Here is a 12,354-nt window from a genome sequence, read left to right as displayed (position 1 = left end):
CTTTTTAGTGGCACTTGAAGTAATCGAAGGGCTCGCGGCAGTCCAGGCATTTGTACAAGGCCTTGCAGGGAGTGGAGCCGAACTGGCTGGTGATTTCGGTATGCTGCGAGCCGCAGTTGGGACAGGCCACCGTCAGGCGTGGCTGCGCGCGACGCGAGATGGCGGCCAGCGCGCCCGCTGCGCCGGCGCCGGCGCGCAGGCCGCTGATGTCGATCACCTGCTGCGCTGGCGGGGCGATGCCGTAGCCTTGCAGCTTGGCCTTGCCCGCTTCGCTCATCCAGTCGGTGGTCCAGGCGGGCGACAGCTGGTTTTGCAGGCGGACGTCTTGCAGGCCGTGTGCGTGCAGGGCTTCGGTGATGGCGTCGGCGATCACTTGCATCGCCGGGCAGCCGGAATAGGTCGGCGTGATGGTGACGGTGCAGGCGCCGTCGGCGGCCAGCTGCACGTCGCGCACGATGCCCAGGTCGACGATCGAGATGACCGGGATTTCGGGGTCGGCGACCTCGCCCAGCCAGGCCCAGACCTGGGCGGTGGCGGGAGCGTTGATGGCGGCGGCTGTCATGGCGGGCTCGCTGTTACCAGGTGGCGCCGGGATAGGCGCGCTGCAGGAACTGCATCTCGGCCAGGATGTAGCCCAGGTGTTCACTGTGGCGGCCTTGCTTGCCGCCGCTTTGCATCCAGGCGTCGGCCGGCGGCATGGTCAGCGTGGCTTCGGCCAGGATCTCGGCCACGTGCGCCAGCCATTGCGCGCGCAGGTCGGCGGCGGCTGGGGCCACGCCTTCGGCCACCATCGATTCATCGATGGCGTCGTAGGCGAATACTTCGCCGCTGTACATCCACAGTTCGTCCACGGCCGCTTGCGTCTTGGCGTGGCTGACGTCCGTGCCATCGCCCAGGCGCACGATCAAGTCACCGCTGCGGCGCAGATGATAGGTCACTTCCTTCAGCGATTTCTCGGCGATGGCGGCGATGCGCATGTCGCTGCTGCGCGTCAGGCCAACGATCAGGAAGTAGTGCCAGGCGTCGAAGAAGAACTGGCGCACCATGGTGTCGGCGTAGTTGCCGTTCGGTTGCTCCAGCAGCAGGCAGTTCTTGAAGTCGTGGGCGTCGCGGTGGTAGGCCAGCTTGTCCTCATCGCGGCCTGCGCCTTCCAGCTCGCCCGCGTACTCGTACCACAGGCGGGTCTGGCCCAGCAGGTCCAGCGCGACGTTGGTCAGCGCCATGTCCTCTTCCAACGCCGGGCCCTTGCCGCACAGCTGCGACAGTTGCTGGCTCAGGATCAGGGCGTTGTCGCCCAATCGCAGTAAATAATTTACCTTGTTTTGCACGGTGCGCCTCGCTTACAGGTTCTTGACTTCTTCCGGCATCGGGAAGAAGGTCGGGTGGCGATACACCTTGCTGTTGGACGGCTCGAACAGCGCGCCCTTGTCGCCAGGGCTGCTGGCGACGATGTCGGCCGCGCGCACCACCCAGATGCTGACGCCTTCATTGCGGCGGGTGTAGACATCGCGCGCGTTGTTGACCGCCATTTCGGCGTCCGGCGCGTGCAGGCTGCCGACGTGTTTGTGCGCCAGCCCGTGCTGGCTGCGGATGAATACTTCCCACAGTGGCCATTCTTTGCTCATCTTGATCTCCTTATGCTGCTTTGGCGGTGGCGTGTTTGTCGGCGTGTGCGACCAGCGCTTCACGGAACCAGGCACCGTCGTCCCAGGCCTTGACGCGGGTGCGCAGGCGCTCGCGGTTGCACGGGCCGTTGCCCTTCAAGACGTTGTGGAACTCGCTCCAGTCGATGGCGCCAAATTCGTAGTGGCCGGTGTCGGCGTTGAACTTCAGGTCCGGATCGGGCACGGTCAGGCCCAGGTATTCGGCTTGCGGCACGGTCTGGTCGACCATGCGCTGGCGCAGCTCGTCGTTGGAGAACAGCTTGATCCGCCATTGCGCCGACTGCGCGCTGTTGACCGATTCCGCGTCGGACGGGCCGAACATCATCAGCGACGGCCACCACCAGCGGTTGAGCGCATCCTGCGCCATCGCCTTCTGTTCCGGCGTGCCTTTGGCCAGCGCCATCATGATGTCGTAGCCTTGGCGGGCGTGGAAGGATTCTTCCTTGCAGACGCGGATCATGGCGCGCGCATACGGGCCGTAGGAGCAGCGGCACAGCGGGATCTGGTTGATGATGGCCGAGCCGTCGACCAGCCAGCCGATCGCGCCCATGTCGGCCCACGACAGGGTCGGGTAGTTGAAGATGCTGGAATACTTGGCCTTGCCACTGTGCAGGGCGGCCAGCAGCTCGTCGCGCGACACGCCCAGCGTCTCGGCGGCGCTGTACAGGTACAGGCCGTGGCCGGCCTCGTCCTGGATCTTGGCCAGCAGAATGGATTTGCGTTTCAGCGTAGGCGCGCGGGTCACCCAGTTACCCTCGGGCAACTGGCCGACGATTTCCGAGTGCGCGTGCTGGGAAATTTGCCGGATCAGGGTCTTGCGGTAGGCGTCCGGCATCCAGTCCTTGGCCTCGATCTTGACGCCGTCGTCGATGCGTGCCTGGAAGGCGCGCTCGTCGGCGGCCATGTCGTCCGCCGTGCGGACCGTGCTCAGGCCCGTCTCCACCATTTGTGCATACATCGCTGTCTCCTCATCGCTGATGATCCATAATACGATACATATTTTGCTTTGACTACGATTTTTTTGACTCAGATTAAAAATCAGTATCCCATCGGCAACGACGGTGAAATAAATGCTGCGCCGATGGTCAGGCAAAGTAAACTCTTGTTTGTGTGTATAGAAAAAGATGCCTGCCCATGAATTGCAATGACTGGATAACCGGATTTTTGGCCAGCGACCCGCCGCGCTCGAAATCGCTGGTGGTGACCATCTTCGGCGACGCCATCGTGCCGCACGGGGGCATGGTGTGGCTGGGCAGCCTGATCGAGCTGCTGGCGCCGTTCGGCGTCAACGACCGGCTGCTGCGCACTTCGGTGTTCCGGCTGGCGCAGGAGGGCTGGCTGGGGGCGCAGCGCGACGGCCGCCGCAGCTCGTATGCGATCACGCCGCCGGCGATGACGCGCTTCGTGCACGCCTACCGCCGCATCTATGCGCCGCTGAATGTGCACTGGGACGGCAGCTGGACCCTGATCCTCAACGGCGACGGCGCGCTCAACGCGGCCGAACGCAGCGCGGTGCGCAAGGAGTTGCTGTGGGAAGGCTATAGCGTGATCGCGCCCGGCATCATGGGCCATCCGGCGGCCGACGGCCCGGCGCTCGATGAGCTGCTCAAGCGGCTGGGAGTTGAAGGCAAGCTGTTCGTGGTGCAAGGCAAATCCATGCGCCAGGTCAGCGGCCGACCGCTGAGCGATCTGGTGGCCGATGGCTGGGATCTGAGCGGCGTGGCGCAGGGCTATCAGCAGTTTATCGCGCAGTTCGAGCCGCTGTTGGCGGCGGTACAGGCGGCCGAAGCGGAAGGCGGCTTGCCGCCGCAGCAAGCCTACGTGGTGCGCACGCTGCTGATCCACGCCTACCGCCGGGTGCAGCTGCACGATCCGCAACTGCCGGTCGAGCTGCTGCCGACGCCGTGGCCGGGCGCGCTGGCCTACGAGCTGACGCGGGCCATCTACCTGGCCGTCTACGCGGCGGCCGAGCAGCACATCGACGCCACGCTGCGCCGCGAGGATACCGAAGCCCCCGCCGCCGAGCCGGCCTTCTTCGACCGCTTCGGCGGGCTGGCTTAGGGCGCTTGACCCCGGACCCTGTATCATGTCGCCACTGCGCCACAAGCGCAAACAAACTTCTTACATAGAATTTACCGGGATTCAGCCATGTCTATCAAAATCAGCCAGCAATTCGACGCCGGCGCCATCGAGGTCCTGCGTGCCGACGATCCGGCCGCCATCGACCTGAACATCCGCAAGGACTCGCACGCCGACATCACCCAATGGTTTTATTTCCGCGTGCAGGGCGCGCAAGCCACGCCGCTGGCGCTGCGCTTCCTGAACGCCGGCACCGCCGCCTATCCTGACGGCTGGAAAGACTACCAGGCCGTCGCCAGCTACGACCGCGACAACTGGTTCCGCGTGCCGACCACCTATGACGGCACCGTCATGACCATCAACCACACGCCGGAATACGACAGCGTCTACTACGCCTATTTCGAACCGTACTCGTGGGAACGCCACCTGTCGTTGCTGGATAATGCGCAACTGTCGCCGCTGGTCAAGCTGGTCGACCTGGGCAACACCATCGACGGCCGCGACCTGAACATGCTGGTCATCGGCGATCCGGAAGCGGAACAGAAAGTCTGGGTCATCGCGCGCCAGCATCCGGGCGAGACGATGGCCGAGTGGTTTGTCGAAGGCATGGTCGAGGCGCTGCTGGACCCGGCCAACCCGTTCGGCCGCCAGTGCCTGAAGGAAGCCGTGTTCTACGTGGTGCCGAACATGAACCCGGACGGCTCGGTACGCGGCAACCTGCGCACCAACGCCGCCGGCGCCAACCTGAACCGCGAGTGGCTGAACCCGACCATGGAACGCAGCCCGGAAGTGTTCCTGGTCAAGAACAAGATGCTGGAAATCGGCTGCGACCTGTGCCTGGACATCCACGGCGACGAAGGCCTGCCTTACGTGTTCGTGGCTGGCAGCGAATCGCTGCCGACCTTCACGCCGGACCAGGAAGAAGCGCAGCAATACTTCATCGACAATTTCCTGATCGCCAGCCCGGACTTCCAGGACGAGTACGGCTACGGCGAAACGCCGTACACCGACGAAACCCTGACCATGGGCTCGCCGCACATCACCCACGCCTTCGGCTGCCTGTCGCTAACGCTGGAGATGCCGTTCAAGGACAACGCCAACGATCCGGATCCGGACACCGGCTGGAACGGCGCCCGCAGCGCCGAACTGGGCAAGTCGGTGTTGCAGCCGGTGCTGCAATCGCTGCTGGCGCAGGCGTAACACGCTGAGCCTGTTCCCTGCGGTGCGACAAAGTCGCCGCCGCAGGGAAAAATACACTGGACCTCATCGGCGCACCCGCGCGCCGCGACTGGAGGTTCAGCATGAATACCCCGACTTGGAAACGCCGCGCACTGCTGTTGCTTGTGCTGATGCTGTGCGCCTGCACCACGCCCTACCGTCCGCCGCAGCTGTTGGACGCCGGCACGACCTTCCCCGGCCTGATCGACCTGGCCGCCAGCGCCGGCGGCAAGAACGCCGATGTGTTGCTGGTGCACGGCATCTGCACCCATGACGCCAGTTGGGCCGGCGTGGTGGTGGGCCAGCTGATGCAGTCGCTCACGAGCGCGAGCAGTTCGTCGTCCGCCCACACCGCCACTGGCGGGCCGCAGGTGCAGATCGTCTCGTCCAACGTCCAGACGCCCGCCGGCCACCTGCGTTTCGACGCATTGATCTGGTCGCCGCTGACCACCGCCCTCAAGCGCCAGCTGTGCTACGACCAGACCGGCAAGTCGTCCATCTGCGAAGGCGCACCGCCGTTCACGTCCACCCGCGCCCGCCTCAACGCGCGCTTCAAGGATGGCTTGATCGATGATTGCCTGCCGGACGCGCTGGTCTACCAGGGCGTGGCGCGCGACGACATCCAGCGCCGCATGCGCGATGCGATCCTGCAAGTGCTGGACGCGGGCGACGCCGCGTCCGATGTGCCGCTGGTGGTGATTTCGCATAGCATGGGCAGCAAGATCCTGTTCGATACCCTGCTGCGCATGTCGGAGGAAGCGCCCGGCTCGCGCGCGGCGCTGGTGGCGCAAAAGGCGGTGGATCGCCTGCGCTTGCTGGTGATGGCGGCCAACCAGATACCATTGCTGTCGCTGGCCGACCAGCAGATCGGCACGGCGGCGCTGGCGCCGGCCACGCCCGACAGTCTGCAACGGCTGCTGCAAAAGCGGCTGGCGGTGGAAGGGGCCGCCGCCGACCGGCGCCTGACGCTGGTGGCGTTCACCGATCCCAACGACCTGCTGTCGTACACACTGCAATCGGAAAAATATGCGCGTCAGGGCGTGACGGTCTACAACATCCTGGTCTCCAACGCGAGCACCTACTTCGGTCTGCTGGAGCGCCCCGACTACGCGCATCTGAACTACCTGACCAACCCCGACGTCGGCCGCCTGATCGCTTGCGGGCTGCCGTCAAGCGCGCACTGCAAGCGAGAGTAGCCAGCGATCAGCCGCCGGCCACCACCATGTTTTCGATCAGGATGGAGCCGGTCTGCTTGGTGCCGCGCACCAGCACGTCCGCGCCGACGGCGACGATCTGCGCCAGCATGTCCTTCATATTGCCGGCGATGGTGATTTCCTCCACCGGATACTGGATCACGCCGTTCTCGACCCAGTAGCCCGACGCGCCGCGCGAGTAATCGCCCGTCACGTAGTTGGTGCCCTGGCCCATCAGTTCGGTCACCAGCAGGCCGGTGCCCATCTTGCGCAGCATGGCGGCGAAGTCGTCGCCCTTCTTCGTCAGCGACGAGGTCAGCGACAGGTTGTGCGAACCGCCGGCATTGCCGGTGGTCTTCATGCCCAGCTTGCGCGCCGAATAGGTCGACAGGAAATAACCCTGCACCACACCATCCTTGACCACGTCGCGCTTGACGGTGCGCACGCCTTCCTCATCGAACGGCGCCGAGCCGACGCCGCCGACCACATGCGGGTCTTCCTTGATCTGGATATGTTTCGGCAGCACCTGTTTGCCCAGCGAATCCAGCAGGAAGCTGGACTTGCGGTACAGCGAACCGCCCGAGGTTGCCTGCACGAAGGCGCCCAGCAGGCCGGCCGCCAGCGGCGCCTCGAACAGCACCGGGCAGGTGCGGGTGTCGATGGTGCGCGCGTTCAGGCGCGCCAGCGCGCGCTCGGCCGCGTAACGGCCGATCGCTTCCGGCGCCGACATCTGCTTGGCGTCGCGCACCGAGGTGTACCAGTCGTCGCGCTGCATCTTCGAGCCTTTGCCGGCGATCATCGCCACCGACAGCGTGTGGCGCGAGTACGGATAACCGCCGATGAAGCCGCGCGAGTTGGCCGACACGAAGTGCGACTGCTGCACATGCACGCCGGCGCCTTCCGAATTGGTGACGCGCGGATCGACTTCGAAGCCGGCCGCCTCGGCGCGCTGCGCCAGCGTCACCGCGTCGGCGGTCGAGATATCCCACGGATAAAACAGTTTCAGGTCACGCGGCGCCAGTTCCAGCTGGTCGGCGTCGGCCAGGCCGGCGCAGTCATCGTCCGAGGTGAAACGGGCGATGTTGTAGGCCGCTTCCACCGTCGCCTTCAACGCGGCCGGCGAAAAGTCCGAGGTGCTGGCGTTGCCGCGGCGCTGGCCGATGAACACCGTCACCCCCATGCCCTTGTCCTTGTTTTGCTCGATGGTCTCGATTTTGCTCTTGCGTACCGACACCGACAAGCCGCTGCCTTCGCTGATTTCGACGGCGCAATCGGTGCCGCCCTGCTCCTTGGCGAACGCCAGCACATCGCGTGCGAGCTGCTTCAACTGGTCCTGGGTGTGGGTAAAATGGGTATCGCTCATGGGCTGTAATCTTCGGGTGGCCGCTAAAACAGGTATCATAGCAGTCGTTTACAGTTTACAGGTGCGGCCACGTGCCGAACCGAAAGTTAATATTATGGTAAATCCCAACCGCGGAGCCGTCGGCTTCAGCTCCACCGAATTCGAACAAGAATACGAACGCCCGTCCAAAACCGAGCTTAAACGCCAGTCGGACGCCCTGCAAAAAATGGGCGAAACCCTGGTCGAAGCCCCGCGCGACCGCGTCAAGCGCGTGCCGATGCCGGAGGACGTGCTGGACGCCATCCTGGCCTGCCAGCAGATCACCAACCACGAGGGCCGTCGCCGCCAGATGCAGTTCGTCGGCAAGAAGATGCGCACCCTCGACGAGGCCGAAGTGGCCGTGATCCAGCAAACCATCGACAGCTGGAAAGGCGCCTCCAAGTCGGAGACGGCCGCCATGCACGCGCTGGAACGCCGCCGCGACAAGCTGCTGGTCGACGACAAGGCGCTGACCGTGCTGCTGGAAGAGAACCCGGAACTGGACGTGCAGCACCTGCGCACCCTGATCCGCAACGCCCGCAAGGAACAGGCCGAGAGCAAGCCGCCGAAAGCCTACCGCGAGATCTTCCAGATCCTCAAGCAGATCGAGTCCAAGAAGGGCAAGGCTGCCGCCGAGACCGACGACGAAGACAGCGAGTCCGATGACGAGTAATGCAGACACCCTGGTGATCGGCCTGGTGTCGGTCTCCGACCGCGCCAGCGGCGGCGTCTACCAGGACCTGGGCCTGCCGGCCCTGCAAGACTGGCTGGCGCGCGCCCTGACCACTCCCTACCGTGTTGAAACCCGCCTGATCGCCGACGAACGCGCGCAGATCGAAGCCACGCTGACCGAACTGGTCGACGTCGCCCGCTGCCACCTGGTGCTGACCACCGGCGGCACCGGCCCGGCGCGGCGCGATGTCACGCCCGAGGCTACTTTAGCCATCGGCACCAGGGAAATGCCCGGCTTCGGCGAGCAAATGCGCCAGATCAGCCTGCACTTCGTGCCGACCGCCATCCTGTCGCGCCAGACCGCCGTGATCCGCGAAACCGCCGACCATGCCGCGCTGGTGCTGAACCTGCCCGGCCAGCCCAAGGCCATCGCCGAAACGCTGGGCGGCCTGAAGGACGCCGCCGGCGCCGTGCTGGTGGGCGGCATCTTCGCCGCCGTGCCTTACTGCGTCGACCTGATCGGCGGTCCCTACATGGAAACCGATCCGGCCGTGTGCAAGGCCTTCCGCCCCAAATCCGCGCTACGCCCCCAACCCTGAGGACGCCCATGAGCACCCTGCTGCAAACCATCGAAAAAGAAACCGGCGCCAACCCGAGCGTGGCCATCATCTGGATGCACGGCCTGGGCGCCGACGCCAACGACTTCGTGCCCATGCTGCACGAGCTGGATCTGCGCGGCCTGCCGGCCATCCGCTTCATCTTCCCCAACGCCGACACCATGCCGGTGACCATCAACAACGGCTACGTGATGCGCGCCTGGTACGACATCGTCGCCAGCGACCTGGGTCGACAGGAAGACGAAACCGGCCTGCGCGCCTCGCAAGCCAAGGTGGAAGCGCTGATCGAACGTGAAAAAGCGCGCGGCATCCCGGCCGAACGCATCATCCTGGCCGGCTTCTCGCAGGGCTGCGCGATGACGCTGCAAACCGGCATGCGCCTGCAGGAAAAGCTGGCCGGCCTGATGTGCTTGTCGGGCTACGTGCCGATCGCCGCCAAGGCCGCCGCCGAGCACACCCAGGCCAGCCTGTCCACGCCGATCTTCATGGTGCACGGCCGCATGGACCCGGTGATTCCGGTGGCCCGCGCCGAACAGTCGCGTGACCTGCTCAAGCAACTGGGCTACAGCGTCGAATGGCACGACTACGCGATGCAGCACTCGCTGTGCCAGGAAGAAGTGGACCACATCAGCGCCTGGCTGAAAAAAGTCCTGGCCTAGTCAGGCAGCGGCGGTGCCGGCGACGCCGGCACCGCCGTCTGCGCGGCGTTCATCACCATCGCCAAAAACGTGTAGTAACCGTTGATACCCATCAGGTCCACCACCCCGTGCTCGCCGAAGGCCGCCAGCGCCGCGGCATAGGTCTCGTCGTCGACCCGCTGCCGCTGGTGCAGCTGAATGCAGAAATCGTGCACCAGCGCCTCGTCGGCCACCATGCCGTCCGGCCGCCGGCGCGCCGCCACCGCCACAATCACCTCGTCTGAAATGCCGTACTGGCGTGCGATCGGCTCGTGGATCGCCCACTCCACCTGCTGGCTCCACTGGCGCGCCGTCACCAGGATCGCCAGCTCCGTCAGCCGCGTGCCGATCGCGCTGCGGTAGCGCAGGTACTCGCCCATGCGCTGCGCCGCCGCCATCAACTCCGGGCTGCGGATCAGCGGCACGAACGGCCCGTACAAGGCCCCGCGCGGCCCGTCGATCACGGCCTGCGCCGCCACCTGCTGAGCCGCACTCATGTCGGCAAACGGAATAGCTCCCAATCGGTCGGTCATCGCTGTCACTCCTGCTGGCATCCTGGTCAATTATTCGCACATGGTGCGGGATAGATCAACAGAACACAAGCCAATCGCGGCTATCGTCTGCTCTTCGTCACCCTGACCGAAAGGACGCCATGAGCCACATCATCCACCGCAACCTGCGCCGCGCGCCACCGCTGGCCGCCAGCGCCGCCGGCCTGACCGTGCGCGACAGCCAGGGCCGCAGCTACATCGACGCCAGTGGCGGCGCCGCCGTCTCCTCGCTGGGCCACGCCCATCCCGACGTGCTGGCCGCCATGCACGCCCAGATCGACCGCAACGCCTACGCCCACACCGCCTTCTTCAGCTGCGACGCCGCCGAGGAACTGGCCAGCCGCCTGGCCAACGACGCCCCCGGCGATCTCGATCACGTCTACCTGGTGTCGGGCGGTTCGGAAGCGATGGAGACCGCCCTCAAGCTGGCGCGCCAGTACTGGGTGGAAGCGGGCCAGCCGCAGCGCGGCATGTTCATCGCCCGCCGCCAGAGCTACCACGGCAACACGCTGGGCGCGCTGGCCATCGGCGGCAACGAGTGGCGCCGCCGTCCGTTCGAGTCGATGCTGATGGCGGTGCCGCGCGTCGCGCCCTGCTACGAATACCGCGACCGCGCCGCCGGCCAGAGCACCGAAGACTACACCGCCGCCCTGCTGGCCGAAGTGGAGGCGACCATCGTCGAACACGGCCCGGAGCACATCATCGGCTTCGTCGCCGAGACGGTGGTCGGCGCCACCTCCGGCGCCGTGCCGCCCACGCCCGGCTACTTCCGCGGCGTGCGCAAGCTGTGCGACAAGTACGGCATCCTGCTGATACTCGATGAAGTCATGTGCGGCATGGGCCGCACCGGCACGCTGTACGCGTTTGAACAGGAGGGCGTACTGCCGGACCTGGTGGTGCTGGGCAAAGGCCTGGGCGCCGGCTACCAGCCGATCGGCGCGGTGCTGGCGCGCCAGCACGTGGTGAAGCGCCTGCGCGAGGGCAGCGGCGCCTTCCAGCACGGCCACACCTACATGGGCCACCCGGTGGCCGCCGCCGCCGCGCTGGCGGTGCAGAAGGTGATACAGAGGGATTGTCTGCTGGGCGCCGTCACGGTGCGCGGCGCCGCCTTCCGCCGCATGCTGCGCGAGGCGTTCGGCAACCATCCGCACGTGGGCGACATCCGCGGGCGCGGCATGCTGCTGGCGCTGGAGCTGGTGCGGGACCGCGACAGCAAGGCGCCCTTCGATCCGGCCTGCCAGCTGCACGCGGCGGTCAAGGAGCAGGCCATGGCGCGGGGGTTGATGGTGTATCCGATGGGCGGCACCATCGACGGCCGGCGCGGCGACCATATCCTGCTGGCGCCGCCGTTCATCGCCACCGAGGCCGAGCTGGCGGAGATCACCAGCCGGCTGGCCGACGCCCTGTCTCGGGCGCTGGCCAGCGCGACTTAGCTGCTTACTTCGACGCCGTCCAGGCGACGACGTCCTGCTGCTGCTCGCCCAGGCCGGCGATGCCCAGCCGCAGGACGTCGCCTTTTTTGAGGAAGCGCTGCGGCTTGCGGCCCTGGCCCACGCCCGGAGGCGTGCCGGTGGCGATCACGTCGCCCGGCTCCAGGGTCATGAACTTCGACAGGTAGCTGACGATCTGCGCCACCGAGAAGATCATGGTGTCGGTGCAGCCGGTCTGCATGCGCTTGCCGTTCAGTTCCAGGTACAGGTCCAGCTGCTGCACGTCGTAGATGTCTTCCTGCGTCACCAGCCACGGGCCGACCGGGCCGAAGGTGTCGCAACCCTTGCCCTTGTCCCATTGCGGGCCGCGCTCCAGCTGGAACGATCGCTCCGACAGGTCGTTGACCACGCAATAGCCGGCCACGTACTTCAGCGCATCCTCCTCGCTGACGTACTGCGCGCGCGTGCCGATCACCACGCCCAGCTCCACTTCCCAGTCGGTCTTCTTCGAGCCTTGCGGCAGCATGACGGGATCGTCCGGGCCGGACAGGCAGGAAATCGCCTTCATGAAGACGATAGGCTCCTTCGGGATCGGCATGCCCGCTTCGGCCGCGTGGTCCGAGTAATTGAGGCCGATGCCGATGAATTTGCCGACGCGCGCCACCGGCACGCCGTAGCGCGGATTGCCGCGCACCAGCGGCAGCGAGGCTTGCGGGATCTTTTCCAGCTTGCGCAGCGCCTTGGGCGCCAGCTGCGCCGCGTCGATGTCGGCGATCACGCCGGACAGGTCGCGCAGCTTGCCTTCGTCATCGATCAGGCCTGGTTTTTCTTTGCCGGGACGGCCGTAACGAACGAGTCTCATGGGGTTCCTA

The 12,354-nt window shown here is 65.9% G+C and carries 14 protein-coding genes; 7 read left to right on the top strand and 7 right to left on the bottom strand.

Annotated features, from left to right (window positions below; genetic code table 11):
• Positions 1–4: 4 nt before the first annotated feature.
• Genes paaD through paaA form a run of 4 tightly spaced genes read right to left on the bottom strand, consistent with a single transcriptional unit; the run spans position 5 to position 2,622 of the window.
• On the bottom strand, positions 5–562 hold the full coding sequence (gene paaD / locus D0T21_RS18560; RefSeq protein ID WP_116991754.1) for a 1,2-phenylacetyl-CoA epoxidase subunit PaaD: 558 nt from the start codon (positions 560–562) through the stop codon (positions 5–7).
• A 13-nt stretch (positions 563–575) separates the two neighbouring features.
• Positions 576–1,328: a 1,2-phenylacetyl-CoA epoxidase subunit PaaC gene (gene paaC, locus D0T21_RS18555; protein ID WP_116991756.1), complete on the bottom strand. Its 753-nt coding sequence runs from the start codon at positions 1,326–1,328 to the stop codon at positions 576–578.
• A gap of 12 nt (positions 1,329–1,340) precedes the next feature.
• Positions 1,341–1,625 carry a 1,2-phenylacetyl-CoA epoxidase subunit PaaB gene (gene paaB / locus D0T21_RS18550; RefSeq protein WP_020701068.1) on the bottom strand — a complete coding sequence of 95 codons (285 nt, stop codon included), beginning with the start codon at positions 1,623–1,625 and terminating at the stop codon, positions 1,341–1,343.
• A gap of 10 nt (positions 1,626–1,635) precedes the next feature.
• A complete protein-coding gene (gene paaA, locus D0T21_RS18545; RefSeq protein WP_116991758.1) occupies positions 1,636–2,622 on the bottom strand; it encodes a 1,2-phenylacetyl-CoA epoxidase subunit PaaA in 987 nt (328 codons plus the stop codon).
• Between the two features lie 176 nt (positions 2,623–2,798).
• On the opposite strand from paaA, the gene paaX reads away from it, so the two are divergent.
• The 3 genes from paaX (at position 2,799) to D0T21_RS18530 (ending at position 6,157) form a co-directional block, all read left to right on the top strand.
• Positions 2,799–3,725, top strand: coding sequence for a phenylacetic acid degradation operon negative regulatory protein PaaX (gene paaX / locus D0T21_RS18540; protein ID WP_116991760.1), 927 nt, complete (start codon positions 2,799–2,801; stop codon positions 3,723–3,725).
• A gap of 87 nt (positions 3,726–3,812) precedes the next feature.
• Positions 3,813–4,943, top strand: coding sequence for a M14-type cytosolic carboxypeptidase (locus D0T21_RS18535; RefSeq protein WP_116991762.1), 1,131 nt, complete (start codon positions 3,813–3,815; stop codon positions 4,941–4,943).
• A 101-nt stretch (positions 4,944–5,044) separates the two neighbouring features.
• Positions 5,045–6,157 carry a hypothetical protein gene (locus D0T21_RS18530; RefSeq protein WP_116991764.1) on the top strand — a complete coding sequence of 371 codons (1,113 nt, stop codon included), beginning with the start codon at positions 5,045–5,047 and terminating at the stop codon, positions 6,155–6,157.
• A gap of 7 nt (positions 6,158–6,164) precedes the next feature.
• Here D0T21_RS18530 and pmbA read toward each other — a convergent pair whose 3' ends face one another.
• Positions 6,165–7,517, bottom strand: coding sequence for a metalloprotease PmbA (gene pmbA / locus D0T21_RS18525; protein WP_116991766.1), 1,353 nt, complete (start codon positions 7,515–7,517; stop codon positions 6,165–6,167).
• A gap of 94 nt (positions 7,518–7,611) precedes the next feature.
• Between pmbA and yjgA the strand changes: the two genes are divergently transcribed.
• Genes yjgA through D0T21_RS18510 form a run of 3 tightly spaced genes read left to right on the top strand, consistent with a single transcriptional unit; the run spans position 7,612 to position 9,483 of the window.
• Positions 7,612–8,208: a ribosome biogenesis factor YjgA gene (gene yjgA / locus D0T21_RS18520; RefSeq protein ID WP_116991769.1), complete on the top strand. Its 597-nt coding sequence runs from the start codon at positions 7,612–7,614 to the stop codon at positions 8,206–8,208.
• Positions 8,198–8,806, top strand: a complete 609-nt coding sequence (gene mog, locus D0T21_RS18515) for a molybdopterin adenylyltransferase (RefSeq protein ID WP_116991771.1) — start codon at positions 8,198–8,200, stop codon at positions 8,804–8,806. The genes yjgA and mog overlap by 11 nt, the downstream gene beginning before the upstream one ends.
• 8 nt (positions 8,807–8,814) lie before the next feature.
• Positions 8,815–9,483, top strand: a complete 669-nt coding sequence (locus D0T21_RS18510) for an alpha/beta hydrolase (protein WP_116991773.1) — start codon at positions 8,815–8,817, stop codon at positions 9,481–9,483.
• Here the strand turns inward: D0T21_RS18510 and D0T21_RS18505 are convergent.
• On the bottom strand, positions 9,480–10,034 hold the full coding sequence (locus D0T21_RS18505; RefSeq protein WP_116991775.1) for a carboxymuconolactone decarboxylase family protein: 555 nt from the start codon (positions 10,032–10,034) through the stop codon (positions 9,480–9,482). The two genes, D0T21_RS18510 and D0T21_RS18505, sit on opposite strands and share 4 nt — an antisense overlap.
• Before the next feature lie 119 nt (positions 10,035–10,153).
• On the opposite strand from D0T21_RS18505, the gene D0T21_RS18500 reads away from it, so the two are divergent.
• On the top strand, positions 10,154–11,485 hold the full coding sequence (locus D0T21_RS18500) for an aspartate aminotransferase family protein (RefSeq protein ID WP_116991777.1): 1,332 nt from the start codon (positions 10,154–10,156) through the stop codon (positions 11,483–11,485).
• A gap of 4 nt (positions 11,486–11,489) precedes the next feature.
• Here D0T21_RS18500 and D0T21_RS18495 read toward each other — a convergent pair whose 3' ends face one another.
• Positions 11,490–12,344, bottom strand: coding sequence for a fumarylacetoacetate hydrolase family protein (locus D0T21_RS18495; protein ID WP_116991779.1), 855 nt, complete (start codon positions 12,342–12,344; stop codon positions 11,490–11,492).
• Positions 12,345–12,354 lie beyond the last annotated feature (10 nt).

Source organism: Duganella sp. BJB476 (assembly GCF_003416895.1).
Classification (GTDB): domain Bacteria; phylum Pseudomonadota; class Gammaproteobacteria; order Burkholderiales; family Burkholderiaceae_D; genus Rugamonas.
Note: the sequence above shows the minus strand (reverse complement) of the source record. Positions and strands in the feature narration are given on the sequence as shown.